The organism is Steroidobacter sp. (genome assembly GCF_036402275.1).
In the GTDB taxonomy this organism is placed as follows: Bacteria; Pseudomonadota; Gammaproteobacteria; order Steroidobacterales; family Steroidobacteraceae; genus Steroidobacter.
This window is the reverse complement of record NZ_DASWTF010000029.1, coordinates 74,500-93,335: the sequence shown is the minus strand read 5'-3', so window position 1 is coordinate 93,335 and position 18,836 is coordinate 74,500. Positions and strand designations below refer to the sequence as shown.

General features: G+C 61.9%; 19 protein-coding genes and 1 tRNA gene. 12 read left to right on the top strand and 8 right to left on the bottom strand.

The annotated features are described in order from the left end of the window. The first annotated feature begins 106 nt into the window (after window positions 1–106). The 5 genes from VGD45_RS13855 (at window position 107) to VGD45_RS13835 (ending at window position 5,870) form a co-directional block, all read left to right on the top strand. Window positions 107–1,837 (top strand): hypothetical protein, encoded by a 1,731-nt coding sequence (locus VGD45_RS13855; protein ID WP_331155907.1) that lies wholly within the window; start codon window positions 107–109, stop codon window positions 1,835–1,837. A gap of 438 nt (window positions 1,838–2,275) precedes the next feature. Further along, entirely contained in the window at window positions 2,276–2,983 is a 708-nt protein-coding gene (locus tag VGD45_RS13850; protein ID WP_331155906.1) for a PEP-CTERM sorting domain-containing protein, read from the top strand. 117 nt (window positions 2,984–3,100) lie between these two features. After that, complete coding sequence (locus VGD45_RS13845; protein WP_331155905.1) at window positions 3,101–4,456, top strand: AAA family ATPase; 1,356 nt, start codon at window positions 3,101–3,103, stop codon at window positions 4,454–4,456. Then, entirely contained in the window at window positions 4,453–4,941 is a 489-nt protein-coding gene (locus tag VGD45_RS13840; protein ID WP_331155904.1) for a hypothetical protein, read from the top strand. Before VGD45_RS13845 ends, VGD45_RS13840 begins: the two co-directional genes overlap by 4 nt. Further along, window positions 4,941–5,870 carry a tetratricopeptide repeat protein gene (locus tag VGD45_RS13835; RefSeq protein ID WP_331155903.1) on the top strand — a complete coding sequence of 310 codons (930 nt, stop codon included), beginning with the start codon at window positions 4,941–4,943 and terminating at the stop codon, window positions 5,868–5,870. The genes VGD45_RS13840 and VGD45_RS13835 overlap by 1 nt, the downstream gene beginning before the upstream one ends. Window positions 5,871–5,889: 19 nt before the next feature. Here VGD45_RS13835 and VGD45_RS13830 read toward each other — a convergent pair whose 3' ends face one another. Beyond that, window positions 5,890–6,438 carry a hypothetical protein gene (locus VGD45_RS13830; RefSeq protein WP_331155902.1) on the bottom strand — a complete coding sequence of 183 codons (549 nt, stop codon included), beginning with the start codon at window positions 6,436–6,438 and terminating at the stop codon, window positions 5,890–5,892. A gap of 129 nt (window positions 6,439–6,567) precedes the next feature. Next, the gene (locus VGD45_RS13825) at window positions 6,568–7,878 is read right to left on the bottom strand and encodes a hypothetical protein (RefSeq protein ID WP_331155901.1); all 1,311 of its coding nucleotides are present in this window, start codon (window positions 7,876–7,878) and stop codon (window positions 6,568–6,570) included. A 542-nt stretch (window positions 7,879–8,420) separates the two neighbouring features. On the opposite strand from VGD45_RS13825, the gene VGD45_RS13820 reads away from it, so the two are divergent. The 3 genes from VGD45_RS13820 to VGD45_RS13810 are packed head-to-tail and all read left to right on the top strand — an operon-like array spanning window position 8,421 to window position 10,464. Further along, window positions 8,421–8,957, top strand: a complete 537-nt coding sequence (locus tag VGD45_RS13820) for a hypothetical protein (RefSeq protein WP_331155900.1) — start codon at window positions 8,421–8,423, stop codon at window positions 8,955–8,957. A gap of 20 nt (window positions 8,958–8,977) precedes the next feature. Further along, window positions 8,978–9,793, top strand: a complete 816-nt coding sequence (locus tag VGD45_RS13815) for a TIGR04222 domain-containing membrane protein (protein WP_331155899.1) — start codon at window positions 8,978–8,980, stop codon at window positions 9,791–9,793. Then, window positions 9,793–10,464: a hypothetical protein gene (locus VGD45_RS13810; protein ID WP_331155898.1), complete on the top strand. Its 672-nt coding sequence runs from the start codon at window positions 9,793–9,795 to the stop codon at window positions 10,462–10,464. Before VGD45_RS13815 ends, VGD45_RS13810 begins: the two co-directional genes overlap by 1 nt. Window positions 10,465–10,492: 28 nt before the next feature. Here the strand turns inward: VGD45_RS13810 and VGD45_RS13805 are convergent, their stop codons facing one another. The 4 genes from VGD45_RS13805 to VGD45_RS13790 form a co-directional block, all read right to left on the bottom strand. Continuing rightward, window positions 10,493–10,768, bottom strand: a complete 276-nt coding sequence (locus VGD45_RS13805) for a hypothetical protein (RefSeq protein WP_331155897.1) — start codon at window positions 10,766–10,768, stop codon at window positions 10,493–10,495. Window positions 10,769–11,005: 237 nt separating this feature from the next. Beyond that, window positions 11,006–11,272: a hypothetical protein gene (locus VGD45_RS13800; RefSeq protein WP_331155896.1), complete on the bottom strand. Its 267-nt coding sequence runs from the start codon at window positions 11,270–11,272 to the stop codon at window positions 11,006–11,008. A 7-nt stretch (window positions 11,273–11,279) separates the two neighbouring features. Then, entirely contained in the window at window positions 11,280–13,085 is a 1,806-nt protein-coding gene (locus tag VGD45_RS13795) for a Calx-beta domain-containing protein (RefSeq protein ID WP_331155895.1), read from the bottom strand. A 143-nt stretch (window positions 13,086–13,228) separates the two neighbouring features. After that, a tRNA-Arg gene (locus VGD45_RS13790) sits at window positions 13,229–13,305 on the bottom strand. Window positions 13,306–13,555: 250 nt separating this feature from the next. Here VGD45_RS13790 and VGD45_RS13785 point away from each other — a divergent pair. Continuing rightward, on the top strand, window positions 13,556–14,068 hold the full coding sequence (locus VGD45_RS13785) for a c-type cytochrome (protein WP_331155894.1): 513 nt from the start codon (window positions 13,556–13,558) through the stop codon (window positions 14,066–14,068). Window positions 14,069–14,144: 76 nt separating this feature from the next. On the opposite strand, the gene VGD45_RS13780 is transcribed toward VGD45_RS13785, so the two are convergent. Next, complete coding sequence (locus VGD45_RS13780) at window positions 14,145–15,683, bottom strand: YifB family Mg chelatase-like AAA ATPase (RefSeq protein WP_331155893.1); 1,539 nt, start codon at window positions 15,681–15,683, stop codon at window positions 14,145–14,147. 115 nt (window positions 15,684–15,798) lie between these two features. Continuing rightward, window positions 15,799–16,059: a ubiquinone biosynthesis accessory factor UbiK gene (ubiK, locus tag VGD45_RS13775; RefSeq protein WP_414717581.1), complete on the bottom strand. Its 261-nt coding sequence runs from the start codon at window positions 16,057–16,059 to the stop codon at window positions 15,799–15,801. Between the two features lie 300 nt (window positions 16,060–16,359). Here ubiK and VGD45_RS13770 point away from each other — a divergent pair, with 300 nt between their 5' ends. The 3 genes from VGD45_RS13770 (at window position 16,360) to VGD45_RS13760 (ending at window position 18,826) form a co-directional block, all read left to right on the top strand. Continuing rightward, window positions 16,360–16,698 carry a P-II family nitrogen regulator gene (locus tag VGD45_RS13770; RefSeq protein ID WP_203166292.1) on the top strand — a complete coding sequence of 113 codons (339 nt, stop codon included), beginning with the start codon at window positions 16,360–16,362 and terminating at the stop codon, window positions 16,696–16,698. 152 nt (window positions 16,699–16,850) lie between these two features. After that, complete coding sequence (locus tag VGD45_RS13765) at window positions 16,851–18,290, top strand: ammonium transporter (RefSeq protein ID WP_349263272.1); 1,440 nt, start codon at window positions 16,851–16,853, stop codon at window positions 18,288–18,290. A gap of 197 nt (window positions 18,291–18,487) precedes the next feature. After that, a complete protein-coding gene (locus tag VGD45_RS13760) occupies window positions 18,488–18,826 on the top strand; it encodes a P-II family nitrogen regulator (RefSeq protein ID WP_331155890.1) in 339 nt (112 codons plus the stop codon). Window positions 18,827–18,836: the final 10 nt, after the last annotated feature.

Sequence of the window (18,836 nt, the reverse complement as noted above, 5' to 3'; positions counted from 1 at the left end):
AACCAGATACGCCGCCGGTACGCGATTTGCTCCGAGCCGTGTCAGGCGCGTCACGTGCGCGCCGACCCTAACCGTACGAAGCGAACTTTCAATAACAGGGGGATCTATGAGATTTCTATTCCGTCCCGTTGACGGTGCAACCGCAGGCTGCATCGGCTCACCGCAGGAGCTCCGGCTCAAACCGTTGTTGCTGTCCCTGATCGCGGCAGTGGCCCTGGCGCCAACCGCCGCACCGGCGATCGACGTCGATACCCTCGATTTGTTCGAATTGGACGCGAACGCCAGCGACGATCCGGCCAATTCGCCAGACGACGACTGGGACACTCCGCCCAACGCAGGCGGCGCGATCGAATTCACCGGCATCATCGAGGATGTGGGCGGCGGTGGCGACCGCATCTTCGCCGGCAACAACAAGGATATTCACGAGGTGAACACCTGGACCCACAAGCCCGGGCCTCTGACCGGCCCGGACAAGAACGACATCACCAACGCCTATGCGGCAGCCTACGAGTCCGGCACCTCGACGGTCGCATACTTCGGCGCGGATCGTTTCTCGAACGTAGGTGACGCGTTCCTCGGGTTCTGGTTCTTCCGCGGAACCGTGACCGCGAATGCGGACGGAACATTCACTGGCCTGCATACAGATAGCAACGGCGCCGCCGGTGGCGGCGACGTCCTCGTGCTGGTCAATTATCCGCAAGGCGCCAATGCACAACCCGAGATCCAGGTGCTGTATTGGGAAACTTCGTGTACCAGGGCGGCCAACAACGACCCGCAACCCGGTCAATGCGCCGACGTGAATCTGCTGCTGAAGGCCAAGCAGACCGGCGCACAGTGCAGCGCCGCCGCGCCGAACCAGGACTTCTGCGCCATCACCAACTCGGGCGAGGTCGATGCGCCTTGGGACTACACTCCGAAAGCGGGCAACATCGGCTTGTTCCCGTTCGAGAGTTTCTACGAAGGCGGCATCAACCTGTCCATCCTGGGCGGCAACAGCTGCTTCAGCACCTTCATGGCCGAGTCGCGCTCCTCGAAGGAATACAACGCCACGCTGAAGGACTTCGTGCTGAGCTCGTTCGAGCTGTGCTCGGTGGCGATCGTCAAGAACTGCACCACCGGCGTGCTGAATCCGAGCCAGACCGGCTTCATTTTCAACTACAGCATCACCGTCACCAATGACGGCGCCGGCACGCTCCACAACCTGCTCATCGTGGACGACAATGGCACGCCGGGCGTCACGGCGGACGACGATCAATACACTCTGACATCTCTGGCGGCAGAGGCTTCGGAGACCTTCGCGGGCACGATCGAAACGACACAGAACCCCCCGACGAACACGGCCACGGTCAGCGCCGCTGGCTCGCCGGGTGGAGCGCGCACGATTACCGATACCGCCAGCGATCAATGCGAGCGCGTAATAATCAGTCCGCGAATCGACGTCACGAAGTGCTGCACCACCGAGCTCACGCTCGACGCCAACAATGTCGTGATCGCCGTGAACTTCCAGGGTCAGGTCTGTAACACGACTTCCGGCGCTACCGCCGTCAATCTCACCAACGTGACAGTCACGGACGACGCCGGCACTCCGGGCGACACTTCCGACGACGGGCCGCCGGTGTTCGGACCGGCGAACCTGCCAGCAAACACGTGTCAACCATACAGCGGCAGTTATGCGCCCAGCAGTATCACTAGTTCCGATCCGCGCACGGCGACGTTCTCCGATACAGTCACGGCGCGTGGCGACGGTCCATTCGACTCGGGCACAGCGACCGCTACCGCAACGGATACGTGCGCAGTCTGCACACGTGATTCGTGCGAGCCCGGTTCAACTCCGTGAGTGAGTGACTCGGAGGGGCGATGGAGTCATCCATCGCCCCTTTTGTTTCTAAGCGCCCGGCGAACAAAGCACGTCGATACCGATCGCGCATTTCCTGTCGCTAACTCGCGACGGCCGATTTTCCCTGGAAATTTCGCCTGAATTCAGTTCGACGCAGGCCGAAACTGAATCGAATCAGGCGCTCCCTTACGAATATGTAGGCAATTGACCCGAGTGATCGGGTCTATTAAATAGGTCGAGCGTCGAAGGGGTTTACAGGCGAGGTCGGGGCCACCGATCGTGCTGTCCGCTAGCTGATTGTTCGGTAACATAATCGCGTACACGCGGCGCGAAAACTGCAATCTGATCGAGCGGAAGCATGATTCGCGGGGCTACGACTTCCACCTACAACGCGGATGGCCGCCCGACAACCCCGCACTTGAGACCAGGAGGAACAGCATGGCCAATTTGAGAGTGCTCGCACTCATCCCTTTCATGTTCGTGTGCAGTGTTGCCAATGCAACACTTATCACATTCGACGCATACGACTACGCCGCGGGCACCAATCTCACCGACTTGTCGCCGGGACTGCATTTGCAAACCATCGCCTCGCCCGCGGGCGGTCCCGTGAGCGTCGCCAGTTACGACGTGCAGTCACTTCACAGCACCAGCGGGATGATCGCCCCGGGCTACTTCAGCGGCATCGGCTCACCGTTCGGCGGCGCACTGACCTATCTCAACGATGGCTACGCTTGCTACGCCCAATCCCAAGCAGGCACGCCGCCCAGCTCGTTCTGCAGCGAAGGCTTCTCCTTTCTGGAACTGACGTTCGATGTCGCCACCGACTTCGTCGAGATCGTGGGTGGCTTCGGCGACAGCCTGGGCGGCGCGCTCTGGGCGTTCAATGCGGCCGGCGATCTCGTCGGCACCGGGGGCGCGTACACGGTCATTGGCCCAGGTCAGTACGCCAACTCAGTGAGCCTGGCCGAAGCCGCGATCACGCGCGTCGTTTATGGCGCCGCTCTTCCCGCCGGAGGCATCGCTGCCGGGAGCATTTCATACAACTACAACATCCCCGAGCCCGAGACCATGATTCTCATGCTGACGGGTCTCACCGGATTGCTGATCGCCGGTCGTCGCCGCAAGAAGCTCGCGACCGCCAGCTGACACCTGCCTGCGGCTGGCGTCGTCGACCCGGAAGTCAACGACGCCAGCTCGGAAACATTCAAGGATTGCGACGGGCCGCTCGCTCAGAATCGAGCGATCTCGTATATTGAATCGTGCATGGATAACGCAGTCTTTGAATCGTTGCGAAGCGCCCTGCGCGCCTCCCCGGACAATCGCGACCTCGCACTCGTCGTGTTACGAGCGGCCCTCGAGCGCGACCATACGGACGAGCTCAAACAAGTACTGAGCGAGTTGAAGCTCGATGTGCCGCGGCTCGCCGAAGCCGAGCGCCGCGACTTGGGCCGCGCCTATCTTTCCATCGGTGAGCCGGCGCGGGCGACCGAGTTGTTACAAGGCGATGACAGCGAGACGCTGCTCCTCAGAGCGCGCGCCTTCGCCCAGACCGGCGATCTGGACCAGGGCCGGACTGCGTATCGGTCCGCCATCGCGGCCAATCCGGCGCTCGAAGACCGGGCGCTCGCCGCCGAGCTGGATTCCAAAGTGATTCGCCTCGACGCCGCACGCCAGGGCATCCGCAAAGTCGCGCAAGATGCGAACGACGATACGGATGCGACCGAGGTCACCCGGTTATTGCAACCGGAAACCGAGCGGGTGAAGTTTGCGGACGTCGGCGGGCTCGATGCGGTGAAAAAGCAAATCCATCGCCGCATCATTCTGCCGTTTCAGAAGCCCTCGCTGTTTCAGCGTTTTCGGCGCAAAGCCGGCGGCGGCATTCTTTTGTATGGGCCGCCCGGCTGTGGCAAAACATTGATCGCCCGCGCCACCGCGGGTGAATGCGGCGCGAAGTTTTTCAATGTTGCCGTGTCTGACGTGCTCGACATGTACATCGGCGAATCCGAGCGCAAGCTCCACGCGCTGTTCGAGCAAGCTCGTCGATCCGCGCCAGCCGTGTTGTTCTTCGATGAAGTCGAAGCGCTGGGCGGTAAGCGCCAGTATTCGCGCGAGGCGACCTCCTCCAAGCTCGTCAGCCAGTTCCTGTCCGAGCTCGACGGTTTCACGCAGGCAAACGAGAACGTGCTCATCATGGGCGCGACCAACGTTCCCTGGGCCGTCGATCCAGCTTTCCGCCGGCCGGGGCGTTTCGATCGTGTGATGTTCGTGCCTCCGCCGGATCGCGTCGCGAGACAATCCATCCTCGAAGCGCTATTGCGCGAGCGCCCCACGGCGGGTGAGTTGCCGATGCGCGAGATCGCGGAACTCACGCCGGGTTTCTCTGGCGCCGACTTGCGCGATCTGGTCGAAAGCGCGGTCGACGAAGCGATAGAAATGTCGATCAACGGAGGGCGCGAGGTTCCAGTGACGATGGAGCATTTGCGCACGGCCCTGAAAGCAGCGAAGAGCACGACCAACGAATGGCTGACGACCGCGCGCAATTACGCTCGGTATGCCAATGAAGGCGGCCAGTACGACGAAGTGCTCGAATTCCTCGAACAGCACGGACAAAGACGTTGAGCGTCGCTTATCGCATCCAGGACGAGCCGATCGGCGGCTGGCGCCGAGTGCCTGCGCTCGATCCATTCTGGCCGTTGATTGCAATGATGTTCGGCGGCGCCTGGATCGGCGCGGCCGCCTTCGCATTCAACGCGTGGATGTTGCGGGGTCCGACATGGGGCCGTGAGATCGGACTTGCGATCGCGATTTTAATCGGTGCGCCGCTCATTCTCATCGGCCTCGCCGTCCTGCGCTCGGCAGGCGCACTGCCCGGTTCGGCGTTCGACTATGCGATGCTGCTGATCATCGCGTGGAAGCTCGGCCTCGCTTACTGGATTTTCTTTTTGCAACGGACCTCGCATGCGCTCTACGAATACTTCGGCGGCGGCGCGAATCAGGCGCAGGCCGTGCCGATTGGCGCGTTGCTGGTGTTCGCCGGTGGCTTCCTGAAGCCGCAGGTGGTGCAGGCGGTTGCCTCGCCGCTCTGGCAGGTGATGGTGAGCTGATGTTTCGCGATATCGACAAGTTGATCGAGCGCGCCTACACGCAGCTTCGTCATCAGGACCTGCACGGGGCGATCGAGACGCTGCGCCAGGCGCTGACGCTCGATGCCGATAACGCGCATGCGCACGCGCTGCTCGCCATCTGTCTGCACGATCAAAAGCGCGTGCACGCGGCGGAGTACGAAGCTCGCGCGGCGTTGGCGCTCAATCCCGAATTCCCGTTCGCGCACTATGCAATGGCGATCGTCTCCATCGCGCAGCGCCGGTTCAAGCTCGCCGAGCAGCACCTGAACGCCGCGCTTGCCTTGGATCCTGGCAATCCCGCTATGCTTCGCTCGCTCGCCCATCTGTATGGCTTGTGGGGCCGGCGGCGAGAAGTGTTGCCGTTGCTGGAAAAGGCGCGTGACGCGGAGCCGGACGACGCCGATACATGGGCCGCGCTCGCCGAACATCATCGGGATGCACGCGATTTCAAACAGGCCGAAGTACTCGCCCTGCGCGCGCTCGAAATCGATCCCGAGAACGCCGACGCGCTGCTGACGATGGGTTACTTGTTACTCGCGCGCGGCGAGACGCAGGACGCGAAAGAGCACGCATTGATCGTGCTACGGAATAACGCCGTGCATGCGGGCGCGATTCAACTGCTCGGCGCAGTCAAGGCGCGCCAGAGTCCGCTGCTCGGCCTGTGGTGGCGCTTCAATTCATTTTTCGGCGGCGGCTCGATGACCCGTCGCGTGGTGCTGCTGATCGGCATCTATCTCGCATATCGCGCCTCGATGATCGCGCTCAACGACTTTGGCTATCAGCAGGCCGGTACGTGGGCCCAGTTCGCCTGGCTGGGATTCTGCGTCTACACCTGGGTCGGCCCGGCGGTGTTCCAGAAACAATTACGCAAGGAGCTCGCGCCCGCGAGTTTGAGCGCGAAGTACTAAAGCTCGCTCAACCCACCCGTTACTTCACCAGGACGGTGAAGCAATCGGTTCTGAGCACAATCGACCCGTCCTCGGAGCGGACCTCGAACTGCACGTCGAACATCGTGTCATCTGCAATTTGCGGGCGCTCGAAGGGAATATGGACCGAGCCTGCGCCGCCGGGCGATGTGGTCAGCGTCACGAGTGGACCGGCATTGGGCAATGGGAACGGCACGAACTGAGTGTTCGTGCAATTCCCATCAGCGGTGAAATCGACCGCTCGGCTCACGGTGAACACCGTGCTCGGGCTGGTACGCCAGAGCGTAACCTGGATTTCCACGCTGAAGCCTTCGCTGCTGGCTTCTGGACTGACGTTCACGATTCCCTGCCCGACGCCGGAGACGGCGGCGAGTTTTTGGCCGTGAGAACTGGCGGAGAGAACGTGAATTTGTGCTGCGTCGCTCCGTGACACGTTCGTTGGCGTTTGAGCGGGAGCATTGTCGGCGGCCACCATCCACAGGCTGATCGCCGAAAGACTCAGAGTCGTCATTGATCGCAGCATGGCTGTCTCCCATAAGAGCACATCCACAGCCCGATCAGAGTGCGCGCTTCAACGGCGCTTGAACAGTGTGCAAATGTCTGGCAAAGCCCTGCTAGTTTCTTGCAGCAGTCGTGCTGGATCTTAGACAAACATCGCAACGATGCTGCGTTTATCTACTCACGCCGTCGACTCGCTGTAGAAGCGGACTTCCAGCGCGGGCGCTTCGAGGAATGTGCGAGCAATTTTGAAGTCGTAGCCGTCGGAGCGAAGCGCGGTAAGCGCTTCCAGCGTCGCCTTCACGACGTCGTCGTGGTGCGGGTGCATCGCGCCCGCCGTGCCGCGAGGGCCGACGATCTTTACGGCCGCTTTGAAGCGGCCGGTCCGACGCGCCGCGCGGGTGACTTCGCCGCGGAAATCTTTCGCCACGGCGTCGGAGTACGTTGCACGCGACAATAGGAAACGTTGGTTGGGCAGCGTAGCCTGGCCCGGCTCCCACAAGTCCATGCTCTGCGCCTTTGGTTCCGGCAAGTCGGGTTCCGGCAGATAGCTCAACGCGGACCAGGCGACCACGCCCCAGGTGGCCGTGTTCTTCAGGATCTTGGTTTCCTTGCTGACCGAGCCAATGTGTTTAGCCGGCAGCGCGTTCAACTGCCTTTGCCTCACGTCATCGGGCAACCGCTTGTTGTCGTCGATCTTCTTGAGATCCGCTCCATACGCCTTGAACTCGTCCGGCTTCACCGGCAGACCGTGCGTTTCGATGGTCTTGAAACTGAACTGCGTCCACAGCGCCGGCGAGAGGATCGCGCCGCCGAATCGGATCAGTGATTTTTTTCCGTCGTTCAACCGGCCGTACTGGCTGGAACGGTCGCTAAGAAGCAGCGTCCGCAACGATTCGACCTCGACGTTCGCGAGCGGCAGCTTCGGGTCGATGTATCTCACCATGTACTTGTAAATCCGGTAGAGCCGATCGATGTGAGAGTTGAACTCCTGGCGTGCGAGGTTCTCCTGCCAGGCCGCGTTGCTTTCGATGGGACCCGCGGTCTTGTCGAAGGCGCCGAGCTCGCGAAACTGCAGGCGATCGAAGGCATCGCTCGGATCGCCGATACGATGTTCCATCTTGGGCCCGATGACGATGTTCCAGGGATTCCAGGCCACACGCATCAACACCTTCTGCGGGTCTGGGTCTGGGTTGGGATCGGTGATGTCGAGCGAGCCAGGCAGTTCCGTCGCCGGATTCCGGCCCGCCCAGATGGCCAGCGACGTGAGCAAGGCGAAGTGACCGCGATCGACCGCCTCGTTCCAAACGGCAATCAGCAAGTGGTGCGGGATGATGTGATGACGCGTGAGACTCGCGTGAGTCGTCGGGACACCAGGCGCCTGGAACGGGTTCGTTCCCTTGGGCAGCGCGGATCCGCATAGCGCGACTGGTTCGGGCATCAGGCCCGCCAGCGAGACCTTTTTGTCGAAAGCCTCGCGATCCTCAGTCATCTTCCAACCCATGGCACCGTCCTTGCGAGAGTCGAGCGGGCTGCAACGCTAGCGCATCGACCCCACTGGTTTCAGGACTTCGCGCACAGGAATTGCTACTCGGCCAGCGGTTGCTGCACGGAGAGTCCGCCTTTGTGGGCGTACGGCACGTACCCTTCCGGCGGACGAGGCAAGCGTTGCAGACATCGCCCCGAGCACGCATTCACCGCAAAACATCGGCAGTCAGGCCGAGAGAAATCCATCGTTGCTGGACCTGGCTGCGATCGAAGCTTTTGACTGCCTTCAGCATCGCAATCGACGCCGGCAAAGTAATGACCTGACTCCAGAGCTCCGCGCCAAGCTCTCGTAAATGACATTCCACGCCGCATCGTCCGGATCCATCTCGCAGAAATGGGGAAGCATGATCGACTAGCGTCCGCTGCTAACAGGTACCGAGGGAAGGTGTCATACTCCTATGAAGGGCAAAGGTGGCCTGTTTCTCCAGCGCCAGGCCGGTGCTACTCTCAAATCCGATGCGTACGATGGATTGTGGATCCCCCACTTTGCCTGATCACCCGGTATGGCGTGCGCTTTCATCTTATGTCGTCGGTCCTGAGAACGCGCGCCTGACCTTCATACAGCGGCTCGCGCGCGAGAATGGCTGGAGCGAGGCGCATGCGCTGCGTGTGTTCGACGAGTATCGCCGTTTCTGCTTCCTGGCAGTGACAGGTGACAATCAGCTGACCCCCTCCGATGCAGTCGATCAGGCATGGCATCTCCATCTCACCTATAGTCGCGACTATTGGGAACGCTTCTGCCCAGACGTTCTTGGCCGGCCGCTCCATCACGGTCCGACGGCGGGCGGCGACGCCGAGCGTTCGCGTTTCTTCGAGCAATATGCTCGCACGATGAAACGTTACGAGGAGGTTTTCGGGGTGGCTCCGCCAGCGGATATCTGGCCTAGTGCGGCACGGCGGCTCTTGGATGACCCCCGCGCCCGGCGCGTTCATCCGCGCGACGGCGTCGTGATCCCTCGGGCAGCATTATGGGCGATGCTTGTGATTGCGGCGCTCGTTACGGCGCTCCACCTTGTCCTTTAGCAGCGGAGGCTCGTCTCGAAATGTTTTTCAGCCATGACGACCTGAACGGCGGCCAGTTCCTCGCACTCTATGGCGTGCTCCTTCTTTTCGTCATGTATCTGGGGTTCGCCATTCCCCGCTATCTTCGCAGACAGGGCCGCGTCACCGGGACGGTCGATACCGAGCAAGCCGCTTATCTGTCGGGCGGCAAAGATCGCTTCTTCGAATTGATCATCGCTCGGCTTCTCTCCTCGCAACGGATCGCCACGACGAAGGATCGGAAGATCGAGATCGTCCAGCCTGATGCGGTTGGCAGCAACGCCGAGGCCAGCGTGCTCGCGCTGCCTTCGCCGCTCGACTGGAGCGCAGTCGAAAATGCACTGGGACCCCATATGCGAGCGGTCAGAAAGGGGCTCATCGCCGATGGTCTGTTGATGGATCGGATGCGAGTGGAGCTGATCCGCGTGTGCCAGACCTTACCGTATCTGCTGCTGATCGCGTTCGGTGTGTCGCGCTGGCGCTATGGCAATGAGCTCGGCCATCCCACCGGCTTCCTGACCGCACTGGTGATCGTCACCACTGTCTTCGCGCTCATCCGGTGGTTCACGCCGGAAAGGAGAACGCAAAGTGGCATTGTCGCGATCGAGGAAGCGCAGGCGCGCGCCGAGCGCCTTCAGCGCGCGCCGACAACCGACGAAATCCCATTGGCTGTGGCGCTGTTCGGCACCACGGTGCTCGTCGGCTCGAGCTGGAACGATTTTCATCTCATGCGATCGGGTAGCAACGGCCCCAGCGACGCCGGCGGAGGATGCGGCGGCGGAGGCGGTTGTGGCGGGTGCGGAGGCTGCGGCGGCTGATGGTGGTGCTTTCGGCCTTTTTCTTTTTCATCAGCCAGCATTCGCTGCTGTCGCTGCCGCTCTGGATCCTCGCAGGCTTCGCCCTGGGTAGCGCGGCCAGCGCGCTGTTCAGGAACGGCGCCTGGATGGGATTGAGCGTAGTCGGCTTCGCTATCGGATTCGCCAACATCTTTCTTGGATCGATGGTCAACGGGATCTTCCTCAACGCCTACGGCACCTATGGCACCGCGGTGATCACGCATGAGGAGGAAACCAATTCCCAGCTCAACGATGCCAACATCTGGGAATATGACGCTGTGGTGCGGACTGCCGACGGTCACGACGTCAAGACCAGCTTCGACACGATGTCGGCTAGCCTCTATCCGCCGCGCAATGCGATCCAGCTTCCACCCAAGGGCGAGCGCTTCGTAGTCAAGTACATCCCTGGCTTCGAGCGTAACGTCGCGATCTTGCGGGACGAATCAGGCTACGGAAAAAGACTGCTGCTGCAGGAAGCACTCGAGCCGGTCGAGCGTGCCGCGGCTCAGGTCGAGGCGAGTCCTGACAATCCCGACTTCCACAGGGAATATCGCGAGACGATCGAGAAGTTTCTCGATCGCCACGCTGGGGACGCCCCTTCTGAAATGGTGAACCACTATCGCAGCGAGCTGAGGCGACTGGGCGGCACCTGAGCACTTGAAACCGAACACGCGTCGGTGCTCAATTCCTCTGTTCGCTCACGAATTCCCGAAGGGTTTCTACAAGATCTTGCAATTCCATGTTCGAACGACGACCCAGCTCAGGATCAGTTTCCTGAAGATGGTTCAGTATCTCTGCGTAGGAGCCAAACGATCCTGCATCCTCCATCCGCAGAAATGCCTGCGGCGCAAGCAACCAAGTTCTTCCTTGCCTGAGTTCCCATGTTGAGTACTTCAATTCCAGGATGGCATGAACTGCAGCGACTAGCTTCTGAGCAGCGCTGGAATCTTCATGCATGAATCGCCAAACAACAAAAGGAACACGATCGCTACTCCCGGTGTGGGGAGCGGCCTTACCCTGCTGCGTTTATCTACTCAGCAAGCGGTTGTTGCACGCAGAGCCCGCCTTGGTGCGCGTAGGGGACATATCCTTCCGGCGGGCGAGGCGGGCGTTGCCAGCTCAGCGACTGCGTCAGCACGGTCGAAAGAGTCGCGATCGCAGAGAGGTCTTTGCGCCTGGAAAACAGCAATGTCGCTATGCCGTCAGCATCGAACGTGGTGTCCGGCGTTCCGTTCGGGTGGAAAGAGCGAAGAACATCTGGGACATGGCGACGTAGGCTCCTTCACTACCACCGACCACAACGATCTTGCCGTCCCGCTGAAGGATCGCATCGCTTGGCACCCGGTATCGGTCCTCGACAACCACGCGGCCGTTGTTGCCGAAGGATGGTTCGAGCCCGGTGGCGAGCAGCGTCGCCGGCGCAAGCGCCGATGTCATAATTAAAACGCGCGCGACTTTCATGCGTTGTTCACTTCCGTGTGGGACGACGGCGAGGCGCAGCTGTCGCAACGACACCGATCGTCAGCAGACCCAGCAAGGCCATGTAATCGAGAGCTCCGCCGCCGCTTCGACCGGAGGTCGTGGGAGGAGGTGGGGGTGTACTGTCATCGTCAGTGATCGTCACTGCATGACTGGACCAAGCGCCCGGCTCTGCCCCGCTCGCACCAGACAATGCCACAGTGAATTGTTCATCCGGCTCATCGCTAGTGTCGCCTGGCAGCTGGATGGTGATGGTCTTGTCATCCGAATCGTTCGGCGCCCACGTCAGCGTGCCATTCGCGGCAGTGAAATCCGAGCCCGCACTGGCTGTTCCCGCGTTTGTTGCGTAGCTGACGGAAACGGGGCCAGCACTCGACCCGCACGAGCGTCGTATGGTGAACGTAACACTGGTCGCCGCTTCGGAAACTGCAGTCGAGCTCGAAGAAAAGTGGACCGTTGGGCCGCACAGCCGGGCGAGCAGGAGCGTTTGAGGGTCATTGTAGTTGGGGCCGGAACGTCCCGTGCCCACGAGTATCAGAGCTCCGTCGGGCTGAACCAGCAGCGCATTCGCTCTCGTGCCGTATGCGCTGGCAGTGTCGAAGTCGACGATGAAGCGCCCCTCGTTGCCGAAATTCAAGTCCATGGCGCCGTTTGGCGCGAGCCGTGATACGGCCATATCAAATAACGTACCGGTGTCGTCGCGATTACTGCTGCCCGGCACGAGAATATTGCCACTCGCGTCCAACGCAACTCCCGTCGCGTTATCGCCATTCAAGCGCCGGTTCACACGCCGCACCCAACCGTTGGTTCCAAATGAGGGATCGACGGCGCCCGTCGACCCCAAGCGCACGAGCGCGCTGTAGTGATCATCAGGGCGAGTCGGGCCTTCACCCCAGGTTTGGGTGCCTGCGAGCAGCAACGATCCGTTCGGCAGGACGACCATTCCTCGGACGCTTCCCAAAAAGTTGAAAGCCTGCTCGGGAATGATCACGCTACCGCCCGTGCCGAAGGTCGAGTCCGGGACACCGGCCGAATCCAACCGCACAGCGGCGAACGACGCGCTGATCAAGGGAGTATAGCTGCTAGCGCGCGCGCCGGCGCCAACCAGTTTGCCATCCGGCTGCAGCGCAAGTTCATACAGAACGTCACTATAAAAAGGTGGGTATGATGGGTTGCCCGGCGGGAAGTTCGCGAGACCGGCGCCATTCTCCCCGTATGTCGCATCCACTACGCCGTCAGGAAGCAGGCGCGCGACCGTGAACGTATGGCTTCCGCTGCCGGCGACCAGCAACTTGCCATCGGCTTGGATTGCAACAGCCCTCGCGGCTGCGAGTTCGCTCAACAGAGCCGCACCTGGGCCGCGCAGCGAAGTATCCAGAGAGCCGTTCGGATTCAGCCGCACGATAGCAGCGGTTGAATAGCTGGCCACGCTACTACCTGTGGAGCCAACCGCCACCAGCCGGCCATCGACCTGTTCGGCGATCGCGTTGATGTAATCGACATTTCCGCCAAGATCCAGCACTGCAAGCCCGTCGCCGTCGAAGCTCGTATCCAAAGTTCCGTTTACATTGAACCGAGCCACGAAAGCGTCGCCGGCTGGATTGGCAAGGTCGGGGCGAAAGTAGCCGGCGACAACAATCTTCCCATCGCGCTGAAGGACTGCATCGGTGGCATTCCAGGGCGCATCCTCCAGAACGACGCGACCGCCAGTACCGAACGAGGCATCGAGATCTATGGCGAGCAGGCTGGCAGGCGCGAGCGCCAGCGACATGGCCAGAACGGCGGTAATCTTCATTTCACTTCCGTGCAACGCGAGGCGTAGTTCCGAGTGGCCAGGATTTTACGTGGGCGATGTTTCCTGTGCGAGGGAGTACGTAGCAGAAAGCGCGGCGAGGAAGGGCAGGCGGGATGGATTGGCCGCGATAATGTTCTGGGAAGTGGCGCGCCCGACTGGATTCGAACCAGTGACCCCTGCCTTCGGAGGGCAGTACTCTATCCAGCTGAGCTACGGGCGCGTCGCGAGCACGAAGTGTAGCAGTGACGGCCGAACCCTGCGCCTTGCCAGGCGTTCAGGGGGTGGGGTCAGCTTCGCGTCGGGCCGCGAATCATAGCTGGCCTCGCCGCCCGCCCCAAGGGCGGTCACGGAATTCATGTCGCATCAGGGGGTTAGCCTGCTCAGTTTATCGGCAAGGGCGACGCCGCTATACTGCGCGCCGTTTTGCCATGTGGCTTTAATTTGCCCCTGTAGCCTTTGTTGGAGCCGAAGTGAGCGCCGAGCACCACGATAAGAAGTTTTTCGACACCTTCATGCTGGTACTCGGCATTTTGATCGGCATCGCGGTCGTTCTATATGTGTTGGCGCGCATCGTGGCCGCCAATACCCAGGAAAAGCACGTCGTGACCGATCCGGCCAACCAGGCCGTGGTGGCCGAGCGCATCGCGCCGGTGGCCAAGGTCGCCATCGCCGGCCAGGACAACTCCGCGCTGGCGCCCGTTCAGGCGGCGGCCGCGGCTCCGGCGGAAGACCTGGGTGGCGAACAGGTGTTCAACATGGCCTGCATGGCCTGTCACGGCGCCGGCGTGGCCGGCGCGCCGAAGATGGGCGACAAAGCCGCGTGGGGTCCTCGCATCGCCAAGGGCGCCGAGACCCTGCACAAGCACGCCATCGAGGGCTTCCAGGGCAGCGCCGGCTTCATGCCTCCGAAGGGTGGCCGCGCCGATCTGTCGGATAAGTCGATCGTCAACGCCGTCGACTTCATGGTCGCCGGCTCGAAGTAATCCCGCCTTTTCGAGGTCGCTGCGATCGCCGCAGCGACCTCGCCTGACTCGCTCCCGCTTGCATCCGCGCGACCGTTCAAGGGCGCGAAGCTCCTTCGTGCATCGTCGGCGTGGCGCGATCCAGTTTTCGTAACGATAGCGCTTCGCTGATGTGCATCGTGTCGACGTGAGGCGCATCCGCCAGATCGGCGATGGTGCGAGCGACTTTCAACACGCGGTGATACGCGCGCGCCGAGAATCCCAATTTGTTCGATGCGCGTTCCAGCAACTGACGTCCGCGAGCAGTCGGTTGACAGACGCGTTCGATATCTCGGCCCTTCAGACGAGCATTCGTGCAGCCCTGCCGATTGAGTTGCAGCTCGCGGACGCGGGCGACGCGAGACGCGACCTGGGCGCTCGTTTCTGACTTCACGTGGTCTGCACGCAGAACTTCATGCGGTACGCGCAATACTTCGACGTGCAGATCGAGACGATCGATCAACGGTCCGGACAAACGACCCCGATAACGGCGCACTTGTTCGAACGTGCAATGACAGATCCCGCGCTCGTCGCCCAGATAACCGCACGGGCAGGGATTCATGGCCGCGACGAATTGAAACGAAGCCGGGAACTCGGCCTGTTGAGCAGCTCGTGAGATCGTGATCACGCCAGTTTCAAGCGGCTCACGCAGTACCTCGAGCGCCGTGCGATCGTACTCGGGCAATTCATCCAGAAACAAAACGCCGTGATGCGCGAGCGAGATCTCGCCAGGGCGCGGCCGGGAGCCGCCGCCGACCAGAGCGACGGAAGATGCAGAGTGATGCGGAGTGCGAAAGGGTCGCGTGCGCCATCGAGATGTATCTATGGGAAGCCGCGCCACGCTGCGCACGGCAGCAACTTCCAACGCTTCCTCTTCGCTCATCGGCGGCAGCAAGCCGGGCAGACGTTGCGCGAGCATGCTCTTGCCCGTACCCGGCGGGCCGATGAAAAGTAACGAGTGCGCGCCGGCGGCGGCGATTTCCAACGCTCGCTTGGCGCTTTCCTGGCCACGCACTTCGCACAGATCCGCCTCGATGCCGCCACTCGTGCTCGTGGGCGCGGCGCCGATGATGAAATGCAGCCGGGCGGCGCCAGTGGCATGATTGACCATGTCAGGAAGATTGGATGCGATCGCGATTCGACATCCAGTGACCAACGCCGCCTCGGGAACGTTTGCTCGAGGAACGAATATGGAATGATTGACGCGCGCGGCAGCGACGGCGGCGAGCAAAGCTCCTTGCATGGATTGCACTTCGCCGCTCAGCGAAAGCTCGCCATAAAACTCACAATCGCGAAGCGACTCCGCGGGAAGCTGACCGGAGGCAAGCAGAATCGCGAGCGCGATGGGAAGATCGTAGCGGCCGCCGTCCTTCGGTAAGTCGGCCGGCGAGAGATTCACAATGACGCGGCCCTCGGGCCACACGAACTTGCAGTTCTCGATGGCGGAGCGAACGCGATCGCGACTTTCTTTCACCACCGCTTCGGCGAGGCCGACGATGGAGAACTTGGGCAAGCCCGCGCCAAGATCGCACTCGACACGCACCAGCGGCGCTTCCATGCCGTGTTGCGCGCGACTCAACACAGTCGCCATCGCCATCCTTGGCTCTCCGAGCAGACGTTTGCCCGATTCAACCACTCATTGAGCGGCAGCGAGACGCGATCTAGCGGGCAATCGCCGCAGTAATTGCTGTCGGCGACGACCCGGAAATGCGTTAGGGAGTGGTCTTTTCCAGCGCGGCGAGCCGGGCCTCGAGCGCCTCGAGCTTCTCGCGGGTCCGCCGCAGCACCGCGGCTTGTACGTCGAATTCCTGCCGGGACACCAGATCGAGCTTGCTCAGCCCGGCCTGTAACACGGCTTTGAAGTTTTCTTCCAGATCGCGGCGCAGGGCCGTCACGCCGGGGGGCACGACGGAAGACAGGCGGCGGGCAAGTTCATCGAGTGAGCGCGGATCCACGCGGCATCTCCTAAGCATCGAAATCGGGCAGGCCATTAAGCCTCAAAATCGCCCGTCCGTGGTCATGGACCGATCTCGGAGCAGGCGGCACGCGCATTTTGCGCCGACTTGAAGCAAACGGGCGGAAATTTCGCACCAGCGGAGTGCGCGCCGGGTCGGTCGGCCGCGACAGCCGCGTTCGTTTGCTTGCACAAATTCGTGGCACAGAAGATGCATTTCCGATGCGGCGCGCTCGGGGAGCGGGGAAACATTACGACTAGTCATGACTAGACATGACTGATTCCGGAGCACGCGCCCATGAACCCGGAGCCGGATGCAATGAAGTTGATAACCGCGATCATCAAGCCCTTCAAGCTCGATGACGTCCGACAGGCCGTCGCGGATATCGGAGTTCAAGGCATCACGGTGACGGAGGTACAGGGCTTCGGCCGTCAGCGCGGTCACACCGAGCTGTATCGCGGAGCCGAGTACCGCGTGGATTTCCTGCCCAAGACCAAGATCGAGCTGGCGGTGGACGATTCGATTGCAGAGCAAGTGGTCGAAGCCATCACCAACGTCGCGCGCACGGGAAAAATCGGCGACGGCAAGATTTTCGTCATCGACCTCGCTCAAGCCGTGCGCATCCGCACCGGCGAAATCGGCGTCGAGGCAGTTTGAGCTCGTTTTCTAACAGCAGCACCTGGCAGCAACAACAGATCTATCTCTTTCGTAGGAGAACGACAGTGAAAAAACCCTTGGCAACGAGCCGCGTGCTCACTTATCTGTGGAGCCTCGCGCTTATCGCGTTCGCGATAATCGCAGGGCCCGACATGGCGCTGGCTCAAGACGCGCCGGCCGCGGAACCCGTGGCTGCCGAAGCCGCGCCCGCGGAAGCTGCGCCGGCTGAAGCTGCTGCTCCTGCCGAGGAAGCCGCCGCGCCCGCCGCTCCTACGTTCGACAAGGGCGATATCTCCTGGGTCATGACCAGCACGCTGCTGGTCATCCTGATGACCGTTCCGGGACTCGCGTTGTTCTACGGCGGCATGGTCCGCTCGAAGAACGTGCTGTCGATCTCGATGCAAGTGTTCGTCGTGTTCAGCCTGCTGTCGGTGCTGTGGGCGATCTACGGCTACAGCCTCGCGTTCACCGGCGGCAACGCGTTCTTCGGCGGTTTCGATCGCACGTTCCTCGCGGGCATGCTCGATGCGGCCGGCAATCTCACGCCCGCTGCGACCTTCAGCAAAGGCGTCTACATTCCCGAGTATCTGTACGCTGCCTTCCAGATGACCTTCGCGGGCATCACGTCCTGCCTGATCGTAGGCGCGTTCGCCGAGCGCATGAAGTTCGCCGCGGTGCTGGCCTTCGTGGTGTTGTGGTTCACTTTCTCCTACCTGCCGATCGCGCACATGGTGTGGTTCTGGGCGGGTCCGGATGCGTACACGGACGCGGCCGCGGGTGAGGCGGCGCTGGCGAGCGCAGGATTCCTCTTCCAGAAGGGCGCCCTCGATTTCGCGGGTGGCACGGTCGTGCACATCAACGCCGGTGTCGCTGGCCTGGTGGGCTGTCTGCTGGTCGGCAAGCGCAAGGGCTATGGCACCACGGCGATGACTCCGCACAACGTGCCGCTGATCATGGTCGGCGCCTCGCTGCTGTGGGTGGGCTGGTTCGGTTTCAACGTCGGCTCGAACCTCGAAGCCAACGCCTTCGCCGCGCAGGTTTTCATCAACACCTTCGTCGCCACGGCCGCCGCGGTGGTTGCCTGGACCTTCGCCGAGTGGATCTTCCGCGGCACGCCGACGATGCTCGGCGCGGCTTCGGGTGCGGTCGCCGGTCTCGTGGCCATCACTCCGGCCTGCGGCTGGGTCGGCCCGATGGGCGCCATCGTGATTGGCCTGATCGCTGGCGTGGTCTGCCTGTTCGCGGTCACCAAGCTCAAAGCGGCCTTGGGGTATGACGACTCGCTGGACGTGTTCGGCGTCCACTGCGTCGGCGGCATCCTCGGCGCCATCCTCACGGGTGTGTTCAACAACCCCGCCCTCGGCGGCACCGGCATCTACAACTACGTCACGGGCGTCTGGGAATTCTTGGGCACCGGTCCGCAGGTGCTGGCCCAGTTGTGGGGTGTGGGCACCACGATCCTCTGGTCGGGCATCGTGTCCTTCATCGCCTTCAAGCTCGTCGATCTGGTCATCGGCCTGCGCGTCACCGACGAGGTGGAGACGGAAGGCCTGGATACGACCGAACACGGCGAGCGGGGCTACAGCCTCTAAGCCACTTCATCCGGCATGGGTTGAAAACGGGCGCTTCGGCGCCCGTTTTCTTTTGGCCCGCCGACGAGCCCGAACGTGATGTAGTCCTCAATCCTGCGGCTTGACAGGGACTGTCTTAATCCCTGCTAAGGACCCGTCCTGTTACACTGCCGACGTTCTTTACATAGATCCCCGTTACATAGGATTGGGCCCGCGGCGTGAAACTGGTAACCGCCATCATCAAGCCCTTCAAGGTCGACGAGGTGCGCGAGGCGCTGGCGGAAGCCGGCGTGGCCGGCGTAACAGTGACGGAGGTCAAAGGTTTCGGCCGTCAGCGCGGGCACACTGAGCTGTACCGTGGCGCCGAGTACGTCGTCGACTTCCTGCCCAAGTGCAAGATCGAAGTGGCGATCGACGACGAGCGGGTCGACCAGGTGCTGGAGACCATCGTGGCCGTGGCCAACACCGGCCGCATCGGCGACGGCAAGATTTTCGTGATTCCCCTGGGCCACGCGGTGCGGATTCGCACCGGCGAGACCGACGGCCGGGCGATTTGATTGTTTGTGG

Bases quoted from the DNA above. Each gene is read 5' to 3' on its own strand.
- VGD45_RS13770 (WP_203166292.1), top strand. From the start codon at position 16,360: ATGAAGTTGATAACCGCGATCATCAAGCCCTTCAAGCTCGATGACGTC.
- VGD45_RS13810 (WP_331155898.1), top strand. From the start codon at position 9,793: ATGGTGGTGCTTTCGGCCTTTTTCTTTTTCATCAGCCAGCATTCGCTG.
- VGD45_RS13765 (WP_349263272.1), top strand. From the start codon at position 16,851: ATGGCGCTGGCTCAAGACGCGCCGGCCGCGGAACCCGTGGCTGCCGAA.
- VGD45_RS13815 (WP_331155899.1), top strand. From the start codon at position 8,978: ATGTTTTTCAGCCATGACGACCTGAACGGCGGCCAGTTCCTCGCACTC.
- VGD45_RS13835 (WP_331155903.1), top strand. From the start codon at position 4,941: ATGTTTCGCGATATCGACAAGTTGATCGAGCGCGCCTACACGCAGCTT.
- VGD45_RS13850 (WP_331155906.1), top strand. From the start codon at position 2,276: ATGGCCAATTTGAGAGTGCTCGCACTCATCCCTTTCATGTTCGTGTGC.
- VGD45_RS13795 (WP_331155895.1), bottom strand. From the start codon at position 13,085: ATGAAGATTACCGCCGTTCTGGCCATGTCGCTGGCGCTCGCGCCTGCC.
- VGD45_RS13825 (WP_331155901.1), bottom strand. From the start codon at position 7,878: ATGACTGAGGATCGCGAGGCTTTCGACAAAAAGGTCTCGCTGGCGGGC.
- VGD45_RS13855 (WP_331155907.1), top strand. From the start codon at position 107: ATGAGATTTCTATTCCGTCCCGTTGACGGTGCAACCGCAGGCTGCATC.
- VGD45_RS13845 (WP_331155905.1), top strand. From the start codon at position 3,101: ATGGATAACGCAGTCTTTGAATCGTTGCGAAGCGCCCTGCGCGCCTCC.
- ubiK (WP_414717581.1), bottom strand. From the start codon at position 16,059: ATGCTTAGGAGATGCCGCGTGGATCCGCGCTCACTCGATGAACTTGCC.
- VGD45_RS13780 (WP_331155893.1), bottom strand. From the start codon at position 15,683: ATGGCGATGGCGACTGTGTTGAGTCGCGCGCAACACGGCATGGAAGCG.
- VGD45_RS13800 (WP_331155896.1), bottom strand. From the start codon at position 11,272: ATGAAAGTCGCGCGCGTTTTAATTATGACATCGGCGCTTGCGCCGGCG.
- VGD45_RS13805 (WP_331155897.1), bottom strand. From the start codon at position 10,768: ATGCATGAAGATTCCAGCGCTGCTCAGAAGCTAGTCGCTGCAGTTCAT.